We start from the raw sequence: 22,731 nt of genomic DNA, 5'->3' as shown, positions 1-22,731 counted from the left end.
GTGAGTATGTTCGGTGGATTTCATACTTCTGCATCAGGATTAACTGCACAACGTCTTCGGCTCGATACGGTCTCAGCAAATATCGCAAATGCTCAAACGACACGGGGGGAACTTGTAGATGGTCAGTGGCAACCCTATGCTCGTAAATTAGCGGTTCTTAAAGAAACAGCTAATGGTGTGACGGTTAGTGAACTTCGAAAAGATGAAGAGCCTTTTAAATTAGAATACAACCCAAGTCATCCTGATGCCGACGAGCTTGGGTATGTCAAAATGCCGAATGTCGATATTTTAAAAGAAATGGTTGATATGATGGGTGCGACACGATCTTATGAAGCAAACGTGACAGCTCTTAACGCGACGAAAGCAATGCTCGTTAAAGCGATGGAGATCGGTAAGTAAGAATGAAGGGATGATGTATGACCATGGCAATTCAAGCGATTCAAGGATTACAACCAATTCTTCAAAATCAAATGACTCCTAAAACCACACCAAGTGATTTTAGCGAAGTGTTAAGTCAAGCAATGAATGGATTAAACGCTACACAAAGCGCTTCATCTCAAGCACGAGTAGATTTGGCGACGGGTAAGTCGACAGATCTACATAATATTATGATTAAAACAGAAGAAGCATCTCTCTCTATGCAACTCGCCATTGAGGTCCGGAATAAGGGCATCGAAGCATACCAAGAAATGATGCGTATGCAACTGTGAATGTTAAGGAAAGCGTGGGAGATGTTGAATGAACGAAGGATTAAAAGCAAGATGGAACACCATTAATACAACGTGGAAATCATGGTCACTCGCTAAAAAGGCGACGATTCTTGGAAGTATTATCGTCGTTTTAGCAGCATTGATCGTCGCTATTCTCTGGTTGTCGAAACCAACGATGACACCCCTTTATTCAAAATTATCACCACAAGAAGCCGGACAAGTGACGGAAAAACTAAACGAGGATGGTATTCCATCTGAAGTCGTTAGTGAAGCTAATGGCGTGACAATTCTTGTTCCGGAGGCGAATGTCGAGAATTTAAAAGTCGAATTAGCATCGGCTGGTATTCCAAAGTCTGGTCAAATTGATTATTCCTTCTTTAGTGAAAATGCGGGATTCGGAACAACGGATAAAGAAATGAATATTTTGGAACGGGATACGATGCAGACGGAGCTTGAAAACTTGATTACGCAAGTCAACGGAATTGAATCTGCGAAAGTCATGATCACTCTTCCTGAAAAAAGCGTCTTTTTATCTGACGAAAAAGAATCTTCGACGGTGTCTGTTGTCTTGACATCAAGCGCAGGAAGTAACTTGAATAACCAAACGGTTCAAGGTCTATATCATTTGATTGCAAAGAGTATTCCAAATCTCAAGGAAGAAAACATTACGATCATGGATCAGTACTTTACGTACTACGAACCGGGTAATGCGACACAAACGGCCGGTGGTACAGATCCGATGGCGCTTAAGAAAACAACGGAGAATGATTTACGTAAACAAATCCAACAAATGCTTTCTGTTGTTCTTGGACCACAAAAAGCACTCGTATCGGTCACAGCCGATGTAGATGTTACGAAACGTCAAGAAGAACAAAAGCTAGTGGAACCAGTAGATCCAGATAAAATCCAAGGAATCGTCACTTCGGCAGAAAAAGTAGCTGAAGCATACACAGGTGCAGCGAACCAAGGAACTGCCGGAACTGGTGAAAATGAAACAATCAATTTCCCGACAGGAAATGGTCAAGCTGGAGATACGAGCGATAAAACACACGACATTATTAACTATGAAGTAAATCGAATCACGAAACAGATTTCTGGGGCACCGTATGAAATTCGTGACTTAGGAATTCAAATCATAGTAGAACCACCAAAGGGTCAGACTCAAATTGACCCACAGTTACAAACAGACTTGCAGACGATGATGTATTCCATCATCCGAACATCCATTACGAAAAAAGATGCTAAAACGACGTTAACAGATGCGGAATTAACGAACAAAGTAGTTGTCATGTCCCGACCGTTTGCCAACACGACAACGAAACAGACGGCTACTTCAGAAGCAATCCCTATGTGGGTTTGGTTTGCATTAGGTGCAGCAGCCTTAGTCATCATAGGTATGATTTTCTTCATGGTTCGTAAACGTAAAAAAGACGAAGAAGAGAGCTTAGAGGAATGGACTCCAATTGAAACAGAAATTCCGGAGCTATCAACTGAAGATAATAGCAATGAAGCTCAAAAACGAAAACAATTGGAAAAATTAGCAGCGTCAAATCCAGACGAATTTGCAAAACTGCTTAGAACTTGGTTAGCGGAGGATTGATCCTATGAAGAAATTAGAGATGAATAGTCGTGAAAAGGCTGCCGTCCTAATGATTTCATTAGGTCCAGAAGTCGCGGCAAATGTATATAAGCATTTAAGTGAAGAAGAGATGGAATGGTTGACGTTACAAATTTCAAGTATGAAACGGATTGATCCTGAAGATAAAGCGGGTGTTCTCGATGAATTCCATGATTTAGCGATGGCACAAAACTATATCACGCAAGGTGGTATCGGTTTTGCAAAATCCGTTTTAGAAAAAGCGGTTGGTGAAGAGAAGGCGATGGAACTCATCCATCGCCTCACGTCAACACTTCAAGTACGTCCATTTGAATTTGCACGAAAAGCAGACTCAAAACAATTATTAAATTTCATTCAAAACGAACATCCTCAAACGATTGCTTTAGTGCTGGCTCATTTGGATCCAGCGAAGTCAGGGCAAATCCTTTCTGAGCTTCCGGCAGAGGCACAGTCGGATGTAGCAAGACGAATTGCTACGATGGATCGAATGAATCCAGAAATCATTAGCGAGGTTGAATTGATTTTAGAACGGAATCTGTCTCAAGCAGGAATGCAAGATTATGCTCAGTCAGGCGGAATTGAAGCGGTCGTTCAAGTGTTAAATGGTGTTGACCGAACGACTGAACGAACGATTTTGGATACGCTTGAAATTCAAGATCCTGAATTAGCTGAGGAAATCAAAAAGCGGATGTTCGTATTTGAGGATATCGTCACATTGGATGCACGTGCGATTCAACGTATCATTCGTGAAGTTTCAAATGAGGATCTCCTTTTAGCATTGAAAGTATCATCTGATGACGTTAAAGACATGGTGTACCGGAACATGTCTCAGCGGATGGTCGAGTCGTTCAAGGAAGATATGGAGTTCATGGGTCCAGTTCGATTACGCGACGTAGAAGAAGCGCAAAGTCGAATCGTCGGTATCATTCGTCGTTTAGAAGATATGGGTGAGATCGTCGTCGCACGCGGTGGAGGAGATGATATCGTTGTCTAACGTCATTAAACGACAGAGTGTCCTGTCTAAATCACAGCGTTTGATTCATCAACCAGTAGCTTCGTCTGAAAACGTTGATCATGACAGTAATCTCGTTACGATTTCCTATGAAGAAGAATGGTTAGAACGTCAGAATCAATTGACACTTTTAGAAAAACGATTGATGGAAGAACAAGAATTAAGACTAGAGCAATTTGAACAAGAAAAGGTAAGAACGCTCGAGGCGGCAACGCTGCAAGGGTATGAAGCAGGATTTGTTGAAGGGCAATCTAGTGGCTTAGCAACGTATGATAAGGCAATGACAGACTTAAATGCATTAAGTGAGAAATTAGAGCAACGTTTTCAAGAGAAACTCATGATGATGGAACATGATCTATGTGTAGCTGCTCTTCAAACGACGCATTTATTCCTAGAAAATCTATTAGATTCCGATGAAGAGACATTGTACAAAATGATTCATAAACTACTGATTCAGTTTAGAGATCGTGAGAAGTTGTTTATCTATGCCTCACCTCAAGATTTTGAACGTTTAGTCATGATGGAAGATAAGATTCAATCCATTCTTGGGGCAACAGTCAGTGTTCAACTTCGGTTAGATCCAGAATTGTCCCCACGTGATTTTAGAATCGATTCTGAAAATGGTGCTATTACTGGTGGTTTACACTCCAGTTTTAAAAATCTTGAGAAAAAGATTTTTGAGGTGTTGACGGATGTATAAAGTTCAACATTTGCAAGAAGCGATTCAAGACATTAAATTTGATGATCTTCTTCGACATTCAGGAAAAGTTGTCCAAGTAATCGGGTTGATGATCGAATCGAGAGGACCAACGGCTGTATCAATTGGAGAACGCTGTTTTATTCAATTGAACGCGCATCATGAAATTGAAGCAGAGGTCGTTGGCTTTAAAGAGGGGCATGTTTTACTTATGCCTTATGGTGAAACGACGGCAATCGCTCCAGGGTCTATCGTTATTGCTTCAGGCAAACCGTTACATGTTCCTGTAGGGGAAGAATTGATCGGTCAAGTGTTAGATGGACTAGGAAGACCGTTAGACGGTGAAAATCTGGATCATTTAAAAACAACATCAATTGTTAGGAAGCCACCAAGCCCGTTAAGTCGTCCACGCATTAGTGAAGTACTCTCTACTGGCATACGAGCGATTGATACGTTGTTAACAGTAGGTGAAGGACAGCGTGTTGGGTTATTTGCGGGATCGGGTGTCGGGAAGTCAACACTTCTAGGAATGATTGCAAAACGATCGACTGCGGATATCAACGTGATTGCTTTAATTGGAGAGCGTGGACGTGAAGTTAAAGAGTTCATCGAAGCTGAATTAGGCGAGGAAGGAATGAGTCGGTCGATCATCGTTGTTGCAACAAGTGATCAATCGCCCTTAGTCCGACTTAAAGGAGCTTACACTGCGACGGCGATTGCTGAGTACTTTCGAGATCAAGGGAAAAATGTTGTCCTTATGATGGACTCCGTTACACGATTCGCAATGGCACAACGTGAAATCGGACTAGCAACAGGTGAACCTCCCGCTTCAAAAGGATATACACCAAGTGTCTTTGCACTACTTCCGCAACTTTTAGAGCGAAGCGGTAAGACTGAACAAGGTTCTATTACCGCGTTCTACACTGTCTTGGTTGATGGGGATGATATGAATGAACCGATTGCAGATGCTGTACGTGGAATTTTGGATGGTCACTTTGTACTGGATCGGAATTTGGCGAACAAAGGACAATATCCTGCGATTCATGTATTACGCTCCATCAGTCGTGTCATGAATCAAATCACTTCAGAAGAGCATAAACAAAAGGCCATCGTTTTTCGTCAGCTTCTTTCTACTTATTTAGATGCGGAAGATTTGATTAACATTGGAGCGTATAAAAGCGGAACAAATCCAGAAATCGATCGGGCTATTCAAATTTACCCTCAACTCATCGAATTTCTAAAACAGTCTGTCCATGAAGTGAGTGATTTAGATGCTGCAATTGAAAGGCTATTTCAGATTATTCCATAAGGAGAGCGGACATGCGAACGATATACGAACGAATAATTCCGCTCGCTGAAGCGGAAAAGGATCGAGTCTCGAAAGAAACAGCTGAAAAAAAGATGCGATATGAAGACGAGATGCAAAAGCTTTACCATTTGTTGATTCGTTATGAAACATTTTTAAAAGAACAAAATCAGATTGGAAGAATCGAGTTGGTTGATTCGCAATATCGTGAAAGAGCTAGAGATGTTGTAAAACAACAAATCGAGAGACAACAGTTGTTTGTGACACAAGCTAAAAATGTATATGAAAAGGCTCAGTCGGATTTGAAAGAAGCCATGATTGAAGAGAAAAAATTCACCAAACTGCAAGAAAATCATTTTTTTGAAGTAAGGCGAGAACTTGCGATATTAGAACAAAATCAACTAGATGAGCTATCTCTTCTACACTTTAAAAGAGGTCAAATGATATGAGTGAACAAAAAACATCAAAGCAGTGGATATTACCTTTAGTGATCATCCCGTTTATCATCATCTTGCTGACAGCATACTTCGTGTTGAATTATGCGAACGGAAGACCATTATTATCTTTACCGTTCGATACAGAAAAAACAGCAAAATCTACTGCTACCTCTAATGACCAAGAGTTGGTCAAACGTTTAAAAGTAGCAAACAGCGAAATCAAGAAATTACGCAATGAAAAAGAAGAACAAAAGCAAACGTTGCAAGTGAAAGAACAAGAAATCACAAAACTAATTTCAGAACGGGATCAGTTGAAAAAAGCATCAGCTCCTGCTGCTTCAACTACTTCTGCGAGTGAGAAGAAAACTAAGAAAACACCAGTATCTGATGTATATGCTGAAATGTCACCTAAAGAAGCTGCGTTAATCTTTAATGAGCTCAGCCCAACTGAAGTGGTTTCGATCATCGAGAACATCGATGCAGAACAGCAAGCTGCAATCATTGCCAAAATGGATGCAAAAAAAGCAGCAGCATTAACTCAACTATTATCTTCGGAATAGAGGTGAGGACATGAATATTTCAGATCTTCAAATGAATCCGGTACAAGGAACAGCGATAGGTACCGATGAGATGGGGAACGCAACAGATGCAGCCGGTAAATTTGCGACGCTTTTGCAATTTCTAACGAAGAATGACTTGACTGTAAATCAAGGAATTCCGGATGTATCACTAAAAGATTCGGAACGTGTAGATGTAGATGGAAAATCTGAAAAGGCTGTATTGCTTCAAAATATCCAGTCGCTTATGGATCACCCAGAAATGATTTTAGAAGTGCTGGAGCAACCTGAAGTTAGTAGCCTTCCAATTCACTCGGTGAAGCATCGAGAGATTGTTCAGATTTTAAAGGCGATTCAAGAAGGAAATATCGAATCTGCTGTTCAGCTACTCGATCAATCATCCATCACTCCCGCTCAAATCAATACATTGATAGGAAATGTATTGCAGAAACAGAATCAGCAATTGAAGCCAGAAGCAAATCCTGTGCAGAGTATCGGGACGTCTCCAGTAGAAGAAAACATGGAGAATTTGATTCTACCCGTCAAAAATGAGCTGACTTCGTCAAAAGAGAAGTTGATGGAAACGGGTCAGAATAAAATGGCGAATGTCGTTCAGAAACAAAGTCAAGAGCCATCCTCGGCATTAGAACAAGATATTAAAGCCAATACAGCAGCTCCAGCAGTAAGTGTAAACCGAATGAATCATGCGCTACTTTTCAATAGTGTGAATCGCACAGTTCCGTTTTTACCAGTCGATGAGCAAATCGTGAATCGAATCGAAGCGGCGTTAAAACAAGCACCTTTTATAAACGGTAAAGATGGTTCTTCAAAAATCTCTATTCGTTTATATCCTGAACAGTTAGGTGAACTAGTCGTTCAAGTAGATCGAAAAGGAAATGAACTTACGATTAAGCTTTTCATGGCGAATGAGCAAACAAAGCAATTGATTGAACAACAACTCGGAAAACTACATACGACACTACATCAACAGAGTCCGGTTGTGAAAATCGAAACAGGTATCATTGCTACGGCAGCAAGAGAATTTGAACAAGGATTCTCTTCAGAACGACGTGAACAGGAAAAACAGGAATCTTCTTCACATCAGCAAGAAGAAGAGCGAGAGGAGGAAGAAGATGACGGAAGGGATTAAAAATGACGGTTCTTCGTTTCAGTTACCTGAAAAAAAGCAAACCGTATCCAACAACTCGATGGATAAAGATATGTTCATGAAGATTTTAATCGCCCAGTTATCGAACCAAGATCCAACAGCTCCAATGGAAGATAAAGAGTTCATTGCCCAAATGGCTCAGTTTTCTTCGTTAGAACAGATGCAATCGATTGGAAAAGGCATGGAAACGATGATCCTAAACCAGCATGCAGGTGCGCTAATGACGTACAGTAACCTGATTGGAAAAGATGTCAGTTATACACCGTCTTCTAACGCTGAGGGTGAAACCTCTTCAACGGAAGAGACAGCAACTGTACTAAGTGTCAAACGAGATGGTGTGGATGTCATCGCTGAATTATCGAACGGTAAACGGGTCAGTGTGTATGACCTGACGCAAATCAAATCTAAGGAGGAAAAATAATGTTACGTTCAATGTATTCAGGAATCAGTGGATTGAAAAACTTCCAAACGAAATTGGATGTCGTCGGTAACAACATCGCAAACGTCAATACATTCGGTTATAAAAAAGGGCGTGTCACGTTCAAGGATTTAGTTAACCAATCTGTCGGATCTGCTTCAGGTGCTGGTGGTAATGTCGGGGGAACAAACCCAAAACAAGTTGGTCTCGGGGCATCGATGTCAACAGTCGATAACGTTTACAACCAAGGAGCACTTCAAAATACAGGTCGGACGCTTGACGTCGGGATTTCAGGAGAAGGATTCTATCAAGTCATGACAGCGGAAGGTGTTCGATATACGAGATCTGGAAACTTCTATACAGATTTAGATGGAAACATCGTTACTGGTGATGGAAACTACGTTGTTGGTACTGGAACAGCTACTGTTCCAACCGTTCCTGTTCCTAACAACTTACCGGATGCACCTGCAACGCCGACTGCCGGTTACCAAAAATTAAAAATCCCTACCGATGCACGAAACTTATCTATTGGGAAAGATGGATTAGTCACTTATGTAAATAATACAGGTGCGTTAACTACGGTAGGGTACATTACATTAGCAAACTTCCCTAACCCGGGTGGTCTTGAAAAATCAGGCGTGAACTTATTCTCGGCTTCGCAAAACTCAGGTGGAGCAGCAATAGGAACACCGAGCACTAAAGGTCTCGGTCAATTGACATCCGGGACACTCGAGATGTCAAACGTCGATTTGTCAGAAGAATTTACGGAAATGATCATTGCACAGCGTGGTTTCCAGGCAAACACACGAATTATTACAACGAGTGACCAAGTGTTAGAAGAACTCGTCAATCTGAAACGATGATTCAGTTAACGACGTTACGGAAAACACCATTAGTCATTAATGCCAGCTTGATTGAATCCATTCGTTCGACTCCTGATACGACGATTCACCTCATTGGTGGACAAACGTATGTCGTACAAGAATCGATGGAGGAAGTGACGGAGGCAGCAATTCAATTTTATCGTCAAATCGGATTGACCGGCTTGACGAGTGTAAGGAGGATCGATGATGGCGGAAGAAGAGAAAAAGAAAAGTAAGCTTAAATTACCATTAATCATGGTCATCGTTGCTCTCATGATGGTTGGAGCTGGGTACATGGTAATGAAATATTTGATTGCTCCAGATGAAACGAAAGCAAAAGTAGAACAGCCGACTGGAGAAGAGCTTGATGCACGTAGTCTTCAGACTGATGATTTGACGACGAACATTTCAGACGAACGTTTCTTGAATGTACAATTTACAATTGTAACCGATGATCAAAAAACACGAGATGATTTAGAATTGCGTAAATTCCAAATTAACAACATCATTCTTGGGGATTTATCTACCATGAAAAAATCGGATTTGGATTCGAAAGCCGACATGGAGAAACTGGAAGAAAAATTACGTGTCCAGTTCAAAAAACTCATCCAAGAGGGTGATGTCCAACGTGTCTATACTACGAAAAAAATCATCCAGTGAGGTGGCAGCATGAGCGAAGTATTATCACAACATGAAATTGACGCCTTGCTATCAGCTATTTCAAGTGGAGATATGGAAGTTGAGGAAATCAGGAGTCAAGAAGAAGAGCGGCGCGTTAAAGTGTATGATTTCAAGCGTGCTCTTCGTTTCTCTAAAGACCAATTACGAAATTTAACGCGCATTCATGAGCAATTTGCTCGAGTGCTAACGACTCACTTTTCAGCTCAGTTAAGAACATATGTCCAGTTTACTGTGAATACGGTGGAACAACTGCCTTATGACGAATTTATTCATTCTATTCCAAATATGACATTAATCAATTTGGTCAACCTTCAGCCATTAGACGGGAAAGTCATTTTTGAAGTGAATCCAAACATTGCATATGCGATGTTAGATCGACTTCTTGGTGGACCGGGCGAAGGAATGAACAAAATTGAGAACTTAACAGAAATTGAAACACGAATTTTAACGCAGTTGTTTAAACGAGCATTCGTACAATACGGAGCAGCATGGGAATCGATTACAGAATTAGAAGCTGAATATGATGATCTTGAGATTAATCCACAATTTCTTCAGCTCGTTTCTCCAAACGAAACGGTTATACTCGTGTCCATTTATGTAACTGTCGGCGAAGTGAGTGGCACATTAAATGTATGTTTACCTTTCGTCACGTTGGAACCGATTTTACCTAAACTATCCAGTCATTTTTGGATGCAACAAGATAAACGTAAATCAATCAATGATCAAGCGTCTGAACATATGCAGACTCAATTAATGAGTTCTGTCGTCGATTTGAAAGCAGTGCTTGGCCAGACGGATCTGTCGTTTGGTGAGTTGTTACACCTCGAAGTTGGCGACTGTCTATCCCTGAAGACACGTACATCTGATCCGGTTGAACTGTTCGTCGATGATCGTAAAATGTTCAAGGCGCGACCAGGTCTAAATGGGAAGCATCTCGCTTTACAAGTCATACAACGAATTGAGGAGGAATAACATGAGCGATATGCTTTCGCAAGATGAGATCGATGCTTTATTAAGAGGAGCGCCATCTGATTCTGATGATGTGAGCGATAGCCAATCTGATGAAGAAGTTTTAGACGAAATGGAAATCGATGCACTTGGAGAAGTTGGGAATATTTCTTTAGGGAATTCAGCTACGGCTTTATCCGCGTTATTGAATCAAAAAGTAGAAATCACGACGCCACATGTTCGAATGATTACGATGGATGAACTAAGAAGTCGGTATCCAATTCCGCATGTTGCTTTACGCGTTGGATATACAGAAGGTTTTAAAGGTGAAAATGTCCTCATCTTAACACAACGAGATGCCTCCATTATTGCGAACTTAATGATGGGTGGAGATGGTGTCATTGATGAGACTGCTGAGATGGAGCCGATTGCGCTCTCAGCTGTACAAGAAGCGATGAACCAAATGATGGGAGCTGCCGCTACATCGATGTCAACGGTATTCTCCATGAGAATTGATATCTCACCTCCAGCTGTTGAAATCTTTGATTTTTCTCAAGAGAAAAGTATCGTAGATAGTTTCTCTCTTTGGGACAGCATGGTCATCATTGAGTTCGATTTGAAAATCGGTACATTGATTGATTCGAAAATCGTACAGTTGGCACCGCTCGAGTTTTCGAAACAACTCATTCAAAAGTTGTTCTTAGCGAGTACTGAAGTATCACATGAACCTTCACCGGTTCAACCTGCGGCACATACTCAACCTAAGCCGTCACCAGCCGTTGAAGCTTCTCCGCCGCCTGCAAAACCTGCTCCAGTTCAGGAGCAAGTAGTGAAAGAGAGTGTTGCTGTCAGTCCTGTCCAATTCGGTCAATTAAGTGATGCACAAGTAGACGGAACACCTTCTAATATTGGTATGTTGTATGACGTGCCATTGAACGTCACGGTTGAACTAGGACGTACGCGACGATCGGTTAGAGATATTTTAGAACTGACGCAAGGTTCCATCATTGAACTTGATAAATTAGCAGGTGAACCAGTAGATGTGTTTGTAAATAATACGTTGATTGCGACTGGAGAAGTCGTTGTCATTGAAGAAAATTTCGGAGTACGTATTACAGAAATCGTAAATACAAAAGAACGTCTTCGGATGTTCTAAGGAGGAACTATATAATGAGTGCAAAAGTATTAATCGTAGATGACGCTGCTTTCATGCGAATGATGATCAAGGAAATTTTATCGAAGAACGGCTATGATGTCGTTGGTGAAGCGGAGAATGGATTAGAGGCTGTTTCGAAGTATAAGGAATTAACACCAGATCTCGTCACACTTGATATCACGATGCCAGAAATGGATGGAATCTCTGCTTTAAAAGAAATTAAAGCAATTAATCCGGCTGCCAAAGTCATCATGTGTTCAGCAATGGGACAACAGTCGATGGTTATCGATGCGATTCAAGCAGGTGCGAAAGATTTCATCGTCAAACCGTTCCAAGCAGATCGTGTACTTGAAGCGGTCTCGAAAACTGTCTCGTCATGAAAAAAGTGACTTTGCTGATTTGTCTACTGTTTTTGCTTGCGCTTCCCGTAAATGCAGAAACAGTCGAAGAAAAATTAAATCCAACTCAGAACGATGCACCGGCGACTCAGCAAGTCGATGAGAGTCCTTCCATGGCGTTGACCATTTTTAAAGGAGTCGTCGTTCTGATCGTCTTGATCGGCGGATTCATCCTTGTGACACGATTCATTCATGAACGGACGCGAGGTGTTAGACATTCTGGACGATTGACACATCTAGGTGGAGTACCACTTGGGAAAGATCGATCGGTCCAGTTAGTCAAGATACAAGGTAAGATTTACGTCGTCGGTGTTGGTGAAAATGTACAATTATTAGACACTTTGGATGATTTTGAAGGATACGAATCGACGGATTTTGAAGAGTCTTCTCCTAAATCATCACCATCACCGTTTCTTGAGACGTTTAAACAACAACTCGAACAACTGCAAAAGAATCGAGGGCGCTCATGAATACGATTGAGAATCTGATATCACTCGATACTCCGTCAGGAACAGCGACATCCATTAAACTGCTCGTGTTATTGACGTTGTTATCGCTTGCACCGTCACTACTCATCTTAATGACCTGTTTCACACGTGTCGTCGTCGTATTGTCTTTCGTCCGTTCGGCTCTCGGAACGCAACAGACGCCACCGAACCAGTTACTCGTCGGACTCGCTTTGTTCATCACGTTATTCGTCATGTCGCCTGTCTTATCTGAATTAAACACGACGGCTCTTAAACCATATATGGCAGATAAAATTAGTCAAGATGAAGCGTTTGATAATGCGGGAGACACGATGAAACGGTTCATGTCGAAGCACACGCGCACGAACGATTTAGAGTTGTTTTTAAAATACGGTAATTATGAAAAACCAAAAAAGATTGAAGATATTCCACTTGTCGCACTCGTTCCAGCATATGCGATCAGTGAATTAAAAACGGCGTTTCAAATCGGGTTCATGATCTTCATACCTTTCCTTGTCATTGATATGGTTGTTTCAAGCGTCCTGATGTCGATGGGGATGATGATGTTGCCACCTGTCATGATTGCGTTACCGTTTAAATTATTGTTATTTATTTTAGTTGACGGCTGGCACCTGATCGTTGAATCGTTGCTTGTCAGTATGCGTTAGGGGGAGAGAAGATGACTCAAGAAATGATTATTCAGTTGGCAAGTTCTGCTGTCTGGACATTACTCAAAGTTTCAGCTCCCTTGTTACTCGTCTCGCTCGTTGTCGGTCTACTCGTCAGTATCTTACAGGCGACGACGCAGATTCAGGAACAAACGTTATCGTTCGTTCCGAAGATCGTTGCCGTCTTTTTAGCACTCGTCTTTTTCGGTCCATGGATCATGCAGGAGTTACAGACCTTTACGATTGATCTATTTAAGCAAATCGCTGAGGTTTCCCGAAAATGACGTTACTTTCTTTCCTGAGTGTCTTTCTGCTCGTCTTTGGACGAATCGTCGGTTTCCTCGTTGCGGCTCCCTTGTTCTCGTCAAAGCAATTACCTGCGCAGCATAAATTGGCGCTAGCGGCAGGTTTAGCTTACTTTGCGAGTTACGCCGTGAAGACAGATGTCCGCGTAGAAGATTTCGATTTTTTCTTTCGAATGGGAACGGAAGTCCTGATTGGTTTAGCTCTAGGCTTACTTGCCAGTTTTTTATTGTATGCGCCACAAATTGCTGGTTCGATCATCGATTTGCAGATGGGACTTGCGATGGCTTCGGCTTATGATCCGATGTTTGGCGGACAATCACCCATCGTTGGACGATTTTATTACATGCTGACGTTACTCGTCCTACTCGCTTCCGATATGCATCTGATTTTACTTGACGGAATCTATACGAGTTTTCAAATCTTTCCGCCGGGTAGTCTGATAGCGGTGTCTGGTGACGCAGGAATGAGTTTGGTCATCCGTGTCGTTGGTCTTGCAATGCTGACCGCTTTGCAAATGGCAATGCCACTAGTTGTTTCACTATTTTTAGTCGATCTCGCACTCGGTTTTTTAGCGAAAACGGCACCCCAATTCAACATTTTTGCAATTGGTTTTTCAGTCAAACTTTTGATGGGGTACGCCATCTTGTTTTTATTAGCAGGTGCGACGATCACAGGGATTGGTCGATTCGTCCCATTACTACAAGATGTACTTGCAGATGCCATTCGATTACTAGGAGGTTAAGGACATGTATACATATCGATTACGCCTTGACCTTCAGTATTTCGCTGGTGAAAAGACGGAGAAGGCGACACCTCGAAAGCGGGATGACTCTCGTAAGAAGGGTCAAGTCGCAAAATCAGCGGATTTGACGAGTAGTTTTATGTTATTCGCGATGTTTCTCGTCCTCTATTTTTTTGGTCCATTTCTAGGAAGGCGATTCGTGCTTGTTTTACAAGATGGTCTCAGTGCAAGTCAAGTCTTGCAGGCTGTCGAGGAGGGACGGATCGAACAGATACTAGTCGAGATGCTCATTCAGATGGGAATTCTCGTTGCACCGTTTTTCTTAACTGCGGTTGTTATCGGTATTCTAGGAAATTTCGTCCAGATTGGTGTACTTCTGAGTGGTGAGGCGATTCAACCTAAACTAGATCGTATCAATCCACTGCAAGGTGTCAAACGCATCGTTAGCGTCAAAGCGCTCGTCGAGTTTCTAAAATCCGTTTTTAAACTGCTTGTCATCGGTGTGACGAGTGGTACGGTCCTATGGAACAACAAGGTCGAAATTTCGCGGTTGACTTCGGAACCGATTGGCGATGCTTTAGCTATTATTGGTCATTTAACATTTTTACTCGGTTTGTCCGTTAGTATCGCTTTAATTGCGTTAGCCATTTTAGACTTTGCTTATCAAAAATTTGATTTTGAGAAGTCGATTCGAATGAGTAAACAAGATTTAAAGGACGAACATAAGAATACGGAAGGTGACCCTCAAATCAAAGGAAAAATCAAACAACAACAACGGGAGATGGCGATGCGGCGGATGATGCAAGAAATACCAAATGCCGATGTCGTCATCACGAACCCGACACATTATGCGGTAGCGATCCAATACGATGACGGAAAACATATGGCACCGATCGTCGTTGCGAAAGGCGTAGATGCTGTCGCGTTCCGGATTCGGGAGAAGGCGACAGCAGCTGATGTCCCGATTGTTGAAAACCGTCCGCTCGCGCGGGCGTTGTTCGCTCAATCAGAAATTGGTATGGCAGTGGATGAATCGTTCTATCAGGCGCTCGCTGAAACACTCGCCTTTGTCTATCAACTGAAACAAGCAAAATGAAAGGATGAAGCATCATGAGTATATCAACACGAGATTTAACAGTTCTGCTAGGCGTCATCATGATCGTCTTCATGCTCGTCATTCCACTGCCTGCTATCATGCTCGATTTTTTAATCATCATCAATATTCTAATTGCCTTGATGGTACTACTCGTTGCGATGAATGCCAAAGAGGCACTTGAGTTTTCTGTATTTCCAACATTATTACTGATCGTTACGCTGTTTCGTCTCGCGCTCAATGTCTCAACGACACGGGCGATTTTATCAAACGGAAACGGTGGCGAAGTCATCGAAGCTTTCGGTAGTTTTGTTGTCGGCGGTAATGCCCTTGTTGGCTTCGTTGTTTTCTTGATTCTCGTCTTGATCCAGTTTCTTGTTATCACAAAGGGTTCAGAACGAGTATCGGAAGTTTCGGCACGTTTTACACTCGATGCGATGCCAGGGAAACAAATGGCAATCGATGCCGATTTAAATTCTGGCATGATTGATGAACTACAAGCACGGACTCGCCGCCAAAAGATACAATCGGAAGCAGATTTTTATGGAGCGATGGACGGAGCTTCAAAGTTTGTTAAAGGAGATGCGATTGCCGGAATCATCATCGTCATCATCAACTTGATTTTCGGAATGATCATTGGTGTCGTCCAGCAAGGGTTACCGATGATGGAATCTGTAAATTTGTATACGTTGCTAACAGTTGGTGATGGTCTCGTCAGTCAGATTCCAGCGCTTTTGATTTCAGTTGCGACTGGTATCATCGTCACACGTTCTACATCTGACGGAAATCTCGGTGAGGATGTCATCGGTCAATTGACACGGACACCACTTCTCGTTGGAATTGCGGCAGGAGCGATTTTCTTACTCGGATTGTTCACTGCGATTCCAGATTACGTCACGATGCCGATTGCAGCGTTGTTTGGATTCTTTGCTTGGCGAATGAAGCAGACGACAAAGACGATGCAAGAAGAGGTGGCTGTCGAAGAAGCACCAAGCGAAAATTTACGATCAAGCGAATCAGTCATTTCCTTACTGAATGTCGATACGATTGAATTCGAATTTGGTTACGGTTTGATTCCACTCGCTGATGAAGCGCAAGGGGGAGACTTACTGGACCGTGTCGTTATGATTCGAAGACAGCTGGCCCTTGAGCTTGGTTTTGTTCTACCGACCGTTCGGATTCGCGACCACTTACAGTTATCACCGAATCAGTATCGAATCAAGATTCGTGGAAGTGAGATGGCAAGCGGAGAATTGTTGCTCGATCATTATTTAGCAATGAGTCCAGGTGTCGACGATCCAGAAATCCGCGGCATCGAGACAGTCGAACCGGCATTTGGTATGCCGGCACTATGGATTGATGAGCAGACACGAAGTCGAGCAGAAATGTCAGGCTATACGGTAGTTGATCCACCATCTGTTGTAGCTACTCATCTAACAGAACTCTTAAAGAAACATGCAGCTGAATTACTCGGCCGGGAAGAAACGAAACAATTGGTCGATCATTTGAAGGAATCGCATCCGATTCTAGTGGAGGAAGTTACGCCGCAATTACTATCAATTGGAGATTTACAAAAAGTATTCGTTCAACTATTAAAAGAGAAAATTTCAATTCGAAATCTACCATTGATTTTTGAAACACTGGCTGATTATGCAGCAGTAACCAAGGATAGTGAACTGCTAGCAGAGTATGTTCGCCAATCCTTATCACGTCAAATTACTGAACAGGTCATGCAAGGCGAGGTGTTACACGTCGTAACAGTCTCAAGTGAGATGGAACTCGATATTCAGTCGGCGATTCAGAAGACGGAGTTTGGTAATTATTTAGCGCTTGATCCCGAAAAAGCGAGTCGCTTCATCGAAACGCTTCAAGAGCGAACACTGGAGTTCGAACGCTACGGCGCACATCCAATCATTCTGACTTCTCCAAGTATTCGGATGTTCGTCCGTCAGTTGACAGAACGATACTTCCCAGATATACCGGTCTTATCGTATAACGAATTAATGCCGACAATCGAAGTGAAGAGTATTGGGGTGATATAAGCGATGATAGTAAAAAAAATCGTAGCAGATACGGTAGCTGAAGCCATGGAGCGAATCAAACAAGAGTTAGGCGAAGAGGCTATCATTTTAAATACAAGGCATATAAAAGTCGGCGGTATTTTCGGAGTCTTTGCTAAGCGAAAAGTGGAGTTAGTCGGTTCAGTTGATGAACATGTGGAAGACAAATCGGATGTTAAAGTTGAACTACCGTCTAGAGTGAGTCCTCGTGTGAACCAATTAGAAATACGATCAATCGCAGATCGTCCTACAATCATTACCGTAGGAGAAAGACCATTACCAAGAGAGCTCAGACACTATTCGAAGTTACTGGCCGAGCCAGCACTGAATCAGTTGGCAGAGCAGTTACATGAGAAACTTGTGTCGACCTATTATCAAACGCAGCAAACTGAATTGAACACTGTCCTACTCGAAGAGGTTCAAACAAAGATTCGAACGAAAACGACGCACTCGAAATTCATCATGTTAACAGGTCCTACAGGAGTCGGAAAGACGACTACGATTGCAAAATTAGCAGCTTATTATACGTTAACTGAGAAAAAACGTGTCGGTCTCATTACGACGGATACGTATCGAATATCTGCTATTGAGCAATTAAAGACATATGCAGATATTTTAGATATCCCAATCCATGTCGCATACGACCTGCATGACTTCGAACAAGCGAAAGTAGCTTTACAATCGTGCGATATCGTTCTAATTGATACAGCAGGTAGGAATTTTCTCGATGCGGGGTATGTTGAACAATTAAAAAGTCGACATGATTTCGAAGATACAGATGTTTTTCTTGTACTTAGTTTGACTGCGAAGTACCAAGATCTACTTCGTATGTATGATCGCTTTCAATCCGTACCTGTATCTGGATTTATTTTCTCAAAAGCGGACGAGACAAGTGAATTATGGTCAATTGTTGGTCTCGCAGAAGCGAGTGACTTACCAATTTATTGTATAACTACTGGTCAAGAGGTGCCTGAAGATATCACGTTCAGTTCTGTAGAAGAGATATCCCAGATGGTCGTCGAGAGAGGAATGGGATGATGCAAGAAGATCAAGCTCGAGTCCTACGCTCTAAATTATCCGTAAATGAGACTAAAACAATTGCAATTGTCAGTGGTAAAGGTGGCGTCGGGAAAACGAACGTCGCTGTCAATTTAGGTGTTGCTCTATCTCTTCAAAACAAGAAGGTACTTATCATCGATTTAGATATCGGTATGGCCAACATTGGTATTTTACTTGGTAAATCTTCTAAGTTATCACTGATGGAATGTGTGAAGAGGAGAGAGTCACTACAACAGTCAATTGTAGAGTATTCATCAACCCTTCAGTTCATTCATGGTGGAAGTGGATTCGCAGAATTGACAAATTTTACGAGTGACGATATTACCTTTTTACTACGTGAATTCCGATTCTTCTATGAATATGATTACGTATTACTCGATCTAGGTGCTGGTGCTAATCATCAAACGTTTGATTTCATCGGTAGCGCAGATGAAGCATGGCTGGTTGTTACACCAGAACCTACTTCCATCATGGATGGGTATGCGTTTGTAAAATTAGCACATCATCATGCGAATGAATTGCCCATCTCTGTGATTGTCAATCGAGCTACTAATGGTGAAGAGGCTCTTGAAACATTCGATCGTCTCGAATTAGTCAGCTCTCAATTTTTAAAAAAATCATTACGTTTCATTGGTTTTCTACCTGAAGATCAAACAGTTGTGAAAGCGGTTAAAGCACAAATGCCATTTTATATCATGGATCGAAAAAGTCATGTCAGTTGGCGAATGGATCACATTACTACTTCGTTGACGGGTGTTCGCGTAAAAGAGCGAAAGTTTTTAGATCGATTATTAAGTCGACTAAAGCATGGGAAGGATCATGTCCATTAAGTTGGAAATAAAGGAGGAAATCATTCATGGACTTAAATGAATATGTAGGGTTGTTCCTTGATGAATCAATGGAGCATCTTCAAGCGATTAATACTAGCTTATTGGATTTCGAACAACGTATGGATGACGAAGCTGTCATTGATCAAATTTTTCGGTCAGCTCACACACTCAAAGGAATGGCGGGAACGATGGGGTATGATGCTATTGCTGACTTAACACATGAAATGGAGAGCGCGCTCGATTTAGTTCGTTCTAAAAAACAACCAGCCACCCCCGAACTAATTGATGTATTATTCGTCGCAGCAGAACAGCTTGAGACGATGGTTGAAGATATTAGTCGAGGCGGGAAAGGGAAATTAGATGTAACGGAGACGGTAAATCGATTGAAGCGGTTCATTCAACCGAATGATGTACAGGTCGAAACGAATGTTCTACCTACGACGCAACAGAATTTTGAATGTGATGTCTATTCAAAAGCGGTCGTCCAACAATCGATTGCAGCAGGCTATCAAGCGTACGTGTTATCAGTCGAACTATCAGCTGATGTCATCCTAAAGGCTGCTCGCGTTTATATGGTGTTTGATCGTCTTCAATCACTTGGAGACGTCATCCTCTCCAATCCGACTTCAGATGACTTAGAGCAAGAACATTTTGATACTTCATTTGAGATTCTATTCGTAACACAGAGTGAAAAAGAGACTATTCGAGAAGCAGTTGAAGCTGTATCAGAAGTGGCGAACGTTTCCATCGTTCCTTTTGAGACGACGTCAGAAGCGGAAGTTGCCACTTCTACGTTACAACAAGAACCCGTTACTAAAGAGACTCAAAAAGAGTCAACTTCTACGAGTGAACCAATAGATGTTACGGCACCAGTCGCTTCAAAAACGATTCGTGTCAATCTTGAACGGATTGATCGTCTCATGAACTTATTTGAGGAGTTCATCATCGATCGAGGACGCTTAGAACGAATTGCGGCAGAAGTCGGTTCTCCTGAACTAACGGATACTGTCGAGCGAATTAAGCGCGGTACGAACGAATTACAGTCTCTCGTATTGACTTTACGTATGATGCCGATTGAACAAGTATTTAATCGTTTCCCACGAATGGTACGTTCTGTATCCAAAGATGTCGGAAAACACATAAAACTTCATATCACTGGTGCTGAAACCGAGTTGGATCGAACAGTCATCGATGAGATTGGTGATCCACTTGTTCACTTGATTCGTAACGCAATCGATCATGGAATCGAAAATAAGGCGGACCGGATTCTTGCTGGGAAACCTGTTGAAGGGAATTTATCATTACGCGCTTATCATTCGGGAAATCGAGTCTTCATTGAGATTGAAGACGACGGTGCTGGAATCAATCATGAACGCGTCACGCGAATTGCGATTGAGAAGGAGCTAATTACGGAAGAAGAGGCTGCGCTATTAACAATCGAAGAAGCATCGATGTTACTGTTCGCTCCAGGTTTCTCAACAGCAGAAACGGTGACGGATTTGTCTGGACGAGGTGTTGGACTCGATGTTGTTAAATCAAAGATTGAATCTCTTGGTGGAGAAGTATTCGTAGAAACACGTCGTGGTGAAGGTACGATTTTCAGAATTAGTCTACCACTTACGCTATCAATCATTTCAGCAATGTTGGTTGAACTTGGTAAAGAAACGTATGCGATTCCATTGACAGCAATCATTGAGACAACATCGTTACGAAGCACTTCCATTCTTCAGGCTCACCGAGAAAAAGTATTCGATTTCCGTGGACAACTCGTACCTTTAATTTCTTTGAATGAAGTATACGGTTTACCACAACATGATGCGGATGCCTACTCGGTTGTCGTTGTTCGTAGTGGTGAAAAACTGGCAGGTTTAATTGTCTCTGAATTGATTGGGCAACAAGAAATTGTCATGAAACCATTAGGTAGTTATCTAGAAGGTATTCGAGCTATTTCCGGAGCAACTATACTTGGTGATGGACAAGTGGCATTAATCATTGACAGTAATGCTCTATTACGAAAGTGAGGGAATTGAAGATGGAACAAAAGTGGGTTGTTTTTCAACTAGAAGAGAATTCATATGGGATTGACGTACAATCTGTTCGTTCAATTGAACGTCTTATTCCCATTACACGAATTCCGAATGCTGCTTCTTACGTAAAAGGTGTAATCAATTTGCGTGGAGTTGTAACGCCTGTGATCGATTTACGTTCACGTTTAGGTTTTGACGTGATTGAAGAAACCGAAGAAACACGAATCATCATTGCCACACTTGAGCATGGAGACGCTGGATTCATCGTTGATCGAGCGAATGAAGTCGTAGAATCCTCTGAAGTTAGAATCGAGCCTTTGGGGGAACAAAAACAAGAAGATGCATCTTATCTAACGGCAGTCGCAAAAGGAGAAGACCAACTGTTTTCTTTAATCGAACCAAATCGATTATTTGAGGATATCGTTCATGCTTAACTCAGACCAAAAAGATATTTTCAAAGAAATTGGAAATATCGGAGCAGGTCATGCTGCTACAGCGTTATCTACACTATTAGGGAAACCGATTGAAATCGAAGTGCCGTCAGCCGAACTAGAATCGTTTACGACGATCATAGATCGTGTTGGTGGTGCAGAAGCTTACACTGCTGGTGCGTTGTTGCGGTTCTCAGGAGATATTCGAGCGACATTGCTTTTTTTAATGCCACTTCATGATGCAGAAAAGTTAATTGGACAGCTTATGAAATCTGAATTCCAATTTTTCTCTGATTCACATGAAATGGGGGTTTCTGCCTGGGAGGAAATCGGGAATATACTTATTGGTGCATATGCACGCTCGATTTCAGATTGGTTGAATTTATCCCTCCAAGTCAGCGTTCCTGCTTCTGCATTTGATATGGTTGGAGCTCTACTCGAGGTGGCATTGCTTGAATCTTCAACACCAGGAAATATGGCATTGTATATCGACACTCATCTTTCTAGTGCCGGGAATGAATTGACTGGACACTTGCTTCTCCTTCCTGAAGCAAATGCGTTTCAGACAGTTTTTCAGCGATTGGGTGTGGATATTGATGGATGAACTCATACGCATTGGAATTGCAGAATACGCGATTAGTAAACAACCTGTCATTCTTCGTACTGCTGGACTTGGTTCTTGCGTTGGGGTCGTCATTTATGATCAAGAGCGAGGATTATCAAGTATGGCACATGTCATGTTGCCAGATTCAGCAATTAGTCGCAATCGCGAGGCTGAAATCGGTAAATTCGCAGATACTGCTATTCTAGAAATCGTAAAACGCCTACGAGCAAATGGTGCATTACGTTTACGCGCTAAGATTGCTGGTGGTGCACAGATGTTTCAATTCAAATACGAGCATGAATCAATGCGAATTGGAGAACGAAACATTGCGTCCGTCAAAGATATGTTACAAAAGACAGGAATCCCACTCGTTGCAGAAGATGTAGGTGGCACGAATGGACGGACGATCGAGTTCCACTCAAAGTCAGGACGTCTCGTTATCCGGACAGTAAATGTCGGGACGTTGGAAATATAG

The 22,731-nt window shown here is 42.1% G+C and carries 28 protein-coding genes; all 28 read left to right on the top strand.

Annotation, left to right across the window (positions count from 1 at the left end; all coding sequences use genetic code 11):
• Genes flgC through ADM98_RS12285 form a run of 28 tightly spaced genes read left to right on the top strand, consistent with a single transcriptional unit; the run spans position 1 to position 22,731 of the window.
• Complete coding sequence (gene flgC, locus ADM98_RS12420; RefSeq protein WP_023468723.1) at positions 1-399, top strand: flagellar basal body rod protein FlgC; 399 nt, start codon at positions 1-3, stop codon at positions 397-399.
• Between the two features lie 23 nt (positions 400-422).
• Entirely contained in the window at positions 423-710 is a 288-nt protein-coding gene (gene fliE, locus ADM98_RS12415) for a flagellar hook-basal body complex protein FliE (protein ID WP_035396905.1), read from the top strand.
• Positions 711-738: 28 nt separating this feature from the next.
• The gene (fliF, locus tag ADM98_RS12410; RefSeq protein WP_053453792.1) at positions 739-2,310 is read left to right on the top strand and encodes a flagellar basal-body MS-ring/collar protein FliF; all 1,572 of its coding nucleotides are present in this window, start codon (positions 739-741) and stop codon (positions 2,308-2,310) included.
• Positions 2,311-2,314: 4 nt separating this feature from the next.
• A complete protein-coding gene (gene fliG / locus ADM98_RS12405) occupies positions 2,315-3,322 on the top strand; it encodes a flagellar motor switch protein FliG (protein ID WP_023468720.1) in 1,008 nt (335 codons plus the stop codon).
• Positions 3,315-4,040, top strand: coding sequence for a FliH/SctL family protein (locus tag ADM98_RS12400; protein ID WP_053453791.1), 726 nt, complete (start codon positions 3,315-3,317; stop codon positions 4,038-4,040). The genes fliG and ADM98_RS12400 overlap by 8 nt, the downstream gene beginning before the upstream one ends.
• A complete protein-coding gene (gene fliI, locus ADM98_RS12395) occupies positions 4,033-5,346 on the top strand; it encodes a flagellar protein export ATPase FliI (protein ID WP_053453790.1) in 1,314 nt (437 codons plus the stop codon). Before ADM98_RS12400 ends, fliI begins: the two co-directional genes overlap by 8 nt.
• A gap of 11 nt (positions 5,347-5,357) precedes the next feature.
• On the top strand, positions 5,358-5,792 hold the full coding sequence (locus ADM98_RS12390; protein WP_053453789.1) for a flagellar export protein FliJ: 435 nt from the start codon (positions 5,358-5,360) through the stop codon (positions 5,790-5,792).
• Positions 5,789-6,340, top strand: a complete 552-nt coding sequence (locus tag ADM98_RS12385) for a MotE family protein (RefSeq protein WP_053453788.1) — start codon at positions 5,789-5,791, stop codon at positions 6,338-6,340. The genes ADM98_RS12390 and ADM98_RS12385 overlap by 4 nt, the downstream gene beginning before the upstream one ends.
• 10 nt (positions 6,341-6,350) lie before the next feature.
• On the top strand, positions 6,351-7,487 hold the full coding sequence (locus tag ADM98_RS12380; RefSeq protein ID WP_053453787.1) for a flagellar hook-length control protein FliK: 1,137 nt from the start codon (positions 6,351-6,353) through the stop codon (positions 7,485-7,487).
• On the top strand, positions 7,471-7,926 hold the full coding sequence (gene flgD, locus ADM98_RS12375) for a flagellar hook assembly protein FlgD (RefSeq protein ID WP_053453786.1): 456 nt from the start codon (positions 7,471-7,473) through the stop codon (positions 7,924-7,926). The genes ADM98_RS12380 and flgD overlap by 17 nt, the downstream gene beginning before the upstream one ends.
• On the top strand, positions 7,926-8,786 hold the full coding sequence (gene flgG, locus ADM98_RS12370; RefSeq protein ID WP_053453785.1) for a flagellar basal body rod protein FlgG: 861 nt from the start codon (positions 7,926-7,928) through the stop codon (positions 8,784-8,786). The genes flgD and flgG overlap by 1 nt, the downstream gene beginning before the upstream one ends.
• Positions 8,783-9,022, top strand: a complete 240-nt coding sequence (locus ADM98_RS12365; protein ID WP_023468712.1) for a flagellar FlbD family protein — start codon at positions 8,783-8,785, stop codon at positions 9,020-9,022. The genes flgG and ADM98_RS12365 overlap by 4 nt, the downstream gene beginning before the upstream one ends.
• A complete protein-coding gene (locus ADM98_RS12360; protein WP_023468711.1) occupies positions 8,994-9,446 on the top strand; it encodes a flagellar basal body-associated FliL family protein in 453 nt (150 codons plus the stop codon). Before ADM98_RS12365 ends, ADM98_RS12360 begins: the two co-directional genes overlap by 29 nt.
• 9 nt (positions 9,447-9,455) lie before the next feature.
• Positions 9,456-10,439 carry a flagellar motor switch protein FliM gene (gene fliM, locus ADM98_RS12355; protein WP_023468710.1) on the top strand — a complete coding sequence of 328 codons (984 nt, stop codon included), beginning with the start codon at positions 9,456-9,458 and terminating at the stop codon, positions 10,437-10,439.
• A 1-nt stretch (position 10,440) separates the two neighbouring features.
• A complete protein-coding gene (fliY, locus tag ADM98_RS12350; RefSeq protein ID WP_053453784.1) occupies positions 10,441-11,571 on the top strand; it encodes a flagellar motor switch phosphatase FliY in 1,131 nt (376 codons plus the stop codon).
• A gap of 14 nt (positions 11,572-11,585) precedes the next feature.
• Positions 11,586-11,951, top strand: a complete 366-nt coding sequence (locus ADM98_RS12345; RefSeq protein WP_023468708.1) for a response regulator — start codon at positions 11,586-11,588, stop codon at positions 11,949-11,951.
• Entirely contained in the window at positions 11,948-12,439 is a 492-nt protein-coding gene (locus ADM98_RS12340) for a flagellar biosynthetic protein FliO (protein WP_053453783.1), read from the top strand. Before ADM98_RS12345 ends, ADM98_RS12340 begins: the two co-directional genes overlap by 4 nt.
• On the top strand, positions 12,436-13,104 hold the full coding sequence (gene fliP / locus ADM98_RS12335) for a flagellar type III secretion system pore protein FliP (protein ID WP_053453782.1): 669 nt from the start codon (positions 12,436-12,438) through the stop codon (positions 13,102-13,104). The genes ADM98_RS12340 and fliP overlap by 4 nt, the downstream gene beginning before the upstream one ends.
• Positions 13,105-13,115: 11 nt before the next feature.
• The gene (gene fliQ / locus ADM98_RS12330) at positions 13,116-13,388 is read left to right on the top strand and encodes a flagellar biosynthesis protein FliQ (protein WP_023468705.1); all 273 of its coding nucleotides are present in this window, start codon (positions 13,116-13,118) and stop codon (positions 13,386-13,388) included.
• On the top strand, positions 13,385-14,152 hold the full coding sequence (gene fliR / locus ADM98_RS12325) for a flagellar biosynthetic protein FliR (RefSeq protein WP_053453781.1): 768 nt from the start codon (positions 13,385-13,387) through the stop codon (positions 14,150-14,152). Before fliQ ends, fliR begins: the two co-directional genes overlap by 4 nt.
• Positions 14,153-14,156: 4 nt before the next feature.
• Entirely contained in the window at positions 14,157-15,248 is a 1,092-nt protein-coding gene (flhB, locus tag ADM98_RS12320; RefSeq protein ID WP_053453780.1) for a flagellar biosynthesis protein FlhB, read from the top strand.
• Between the two features lie 14 nt (positions 15,249-15,262).
• Positions 15,263-17,287, top strand: coding sequence for a flagellar biosynthesis protein FlhA (gene flhA, locus ADM98_RS12315; RefSeq protein ID WP_053453779.1), 2,025 nt, complete (start codon positions 15,263-15,265; stop codon positions 17,285-17,287).
• 3 nt (positions 17,288-17,290) lie between these two features.
• Positions 17,291-18,343 carry a GTP-binding protein gene (locus tag ADM98_RS12310; RefSeq protein WP_053453778.1) on the top strand — a complete coding sequence of 351 codons (1,053 nt, stop codon included), beginning with the start codon at positions 17,291-17,293 and terminating at the stop codon, positions 18,341-18,343.
• A complete protein-coding gene (locus tag ADM98_RS12305; RefSeq protein ID WP_053453777.1) occupies positions 18,340-19,194 on the top strand; it encodes a MinD/ParA family protein in 855 nt (284 codons plus the stop codon). Before ADM98_RS12310 ends, ADM98_RS12305 begins: the two co-directional genes overlap by 4 nt.
• Before the next feature lie 26 nt (positions 19,195-19,220).
• A complete protein-coding gene (locus tag ADM98_RS12300; RefSeq protein WP_053453776.1) occupies positions 19,221-21,215 on the top strand; it encodes a chemotaxis protein CheA in 1,995 nt (664 codons plus the stop codon).
• A gap of 11 nt (positions 21,216-21,226) precedes the next feature.
• Positions 21,227-21,655, top strand: a complete 429-nt coding sequence (locus ADM98_RS12295) for a chemotaxis protein CheW (protein WP_023468698.1) — start codon at positions 21,227-21,229, stop codon at positions 21,653-21,655.
• Positions 21,648-22,256 carry a chemotaxis protein CheC gene (locus tag ADM98_RS12290; protein WP_053453775.1) on the top strand — a complete coding sequence of 203 codons (609 nt, stop codon included), beginning with the start codon at positions 21,648-21,650 and terminating at the stop codon, positions 22,254-22,256. The genes ADM98_RS12295 and ADM98_RS12290 overlap by 8 nt, the downstream gene beginning before the upstream one ends.
• Positions 22,249-22,731 (top strand): chemotaxis protein CheD, encoded by a 483-nt coding sequence (locus ADM98_RS12285; RefSeq protein WP_023468696.1) that lies wholly within the window; start codon positions 22,249-22,251, stop codon positions 22,729-22,731. The genes ADM98_RS12290 and ADM98_RS12285 overlap by 8 nt, the downstream gene beginning before the upstream one ends.

This window comes from Exiguobacterium sp. BMC-KP (assembly GCF_001275385.1).
GTDB lineage: Bacteria > Bacillota > Bacilli > Exiguobacteriales > Exiguobacteriaceae > Exiguobacterium_A.
This window is presented reverse-complemented; position numbering and strand designations above follow the sequence as displayed.

Excerpts from the sequence above, each read along its gene's own strand:
- fliE (WP_035396905.1), top strand. The coding sequence starts at position 423 with ATGGCAATTCAAGCGATTCAAGGATTACAACCAATTCTTCAAAATCAA.
- fliF (WP_053453792.1), top strand. The coding sequence starts at position 739 with ATGAACGAAGGATTAAAAGCAAGATGGAACACCATTAATACAACGTGG.
- fliG (WP_023468720.1), top strand. The coding sequence starts at position 2,315 with ATGAAGAAATTAGAGATGAATAGTCGTGAAAAGGCTGCCGTCCTAATG.
- fliI (WP_053453790.1), top strand. The coding sequence starts at position 4,033 with ATGTATAAAGTTCAACATTTGCAAGAAGCGATTCAAGACATTAAATTT.
- ADM98_RS12390 (WP_053453789.1), top strand. The coding sequence starts at position 5,358 with ATGCGAACGATATACGAACGAATAATTCCGCTCGCTGAAGCGGAAAAG.
- ADM98_RS12385 (WP_053453788.1), top strand. The coding sequence starts at position 5,789 with ATGAGTGAACAAAAAACATCAAAGCAGTGGATATTACCTTTAGTGATC.
- ADM98_RS12380 (WP_053453787.1), top strand. The coding sequence starts at position 6,351 with ATGAATATTTCAGATCTTCAAATGAATCCGGTACAAGGAACAGCGATA.
- flgD (WP_053453786.1), top strand. The coding sequence starts at position 7,471 with ATGACGGAAGGGATTAAAAATGACGGTTCTTCGTTTCAGTTACCTGAA.
- flgG (WP_053453785.1), top strand. The coding sequence starts at position 7,926 with ATGTTACGTTCAATGTATTCAGGAATCAGTGGATTGAAAAACTTCCAA.
- ADM98_RS12365 (WP_023468712.1), top strand. The coding sequence starts at position 8,783 with ATGATTCAGTTAACGACGTTACGGAAAACACCATTAGTCATTAATGCC.
- ADM98_RS12360 (WP_023468711.1), top strand. The coding sequence starts at position 8,994 with ATGGCGGAAGAAGAGAAAAAGAAAAGTAAGCTTAAATTACCATTAATC.
- fliM (WP_023468710.1), top strand. The coding sequence starts at position 9,456 with ATGAGCGAAGTATTATCACAACATGAAATTGACGCCTTGCTATCAGCT.
- fliY (WP_053453784.1), top strand. The coding sequence starts at position 10,441 with ATGAGCGATATGCTTTCGCAAGATGAGATCGATGCTTTATTAAGAGGA.
- ADM98_RS12345 (WP_023468708.1), top strand. The coding sequence starts at position 11,586 with ATGAGTGCAAAAGTATTAATCGTAGATGACGCTGCTTTCATGCGAATG.
- ADM98_RS12340 (WP_053453783.1), top strand. The coding sequence starts at position 11,948 with ATGAAAAAAGTGACTTTGCTGATTTGTCTACTGTTTTTGCTTGCGCTT.
- fliP (WP_053453782.1), top strand. The coding sequence starts at position 12,436 with ATGAATACGATTGAGAATCTGATATCACTCGATACTCCGTCAGGAACA.
- fliQ (WP_023468705.1), top strand. The coding sequence starts at position 13,116 with ATGACTCAAGAAATGATTATTCAGTTGGCAAGTTCTGCTGTCTGGACA.
- fliR (WP_053453781.1), top strand. The coding sequence starts at position 13,385 with ATGACGTTACTTTCTTTCCTGAGTGTCTTTCTGCTCGTCTTTGGACGA.
- flhB (WP_053453780.1), top strand. The coding sequence starts at position 14,157 with ATGTATACATATCGATTACGCCTTGACCTTCAGTATTTCGCTGGTGAA.
- flhA (WP_053453779.1), top strand. The coding sequence starts at position 15,263 with ATGAGTATATCAACACGAGATTTAACAGTTCTGCTAGGCGTCATCATG.
- ADM98_RS12310 (WP_053453778.1), top strand. The coding sequence starts at position 17,291 with ATGATAGTAAAAAAAATCGTAGCAGATACGGTAGCTGAAGCCATGGAG.
- ADM98_RS12305 (WP_053453777.1), top strand. The coding sequence starts at position 18,340 with ATGATGCAAGAAGATCAAGCTCGAGTCCTACGCTCTAAATTATCCGTA.
- ADM98_RS12300 (WP_053453776.1), top strand. The coding sequence starts at position 19,221 with ATGGACTTAAATGAATATGTAGGGTTGTTCCTTGATGAATCAATGGAG.
- ADM98_RS12295 (WP_023468698.1), top strand. The coding sequence starts at position 21,227 with ATGGAACAAAAGTGGGTTGTTTTTCAACTAGAAGAGAATTCATATGGG.
- ADM98_RS12290 (WP_053453775.1), top strand. The coding sequence starts at position 21,648 with ATGCTTAACTCAGACCAAAAAGATATTTTCAAAGAAATTGGAAATATC.
- ADM98_RS12285 (WP_023468696.1), top strand. The coding sequence starts at position 22,249 with ATGGATGAACTCATACGCATTGGAATTGCAGAATACGCGATTAGTAAA.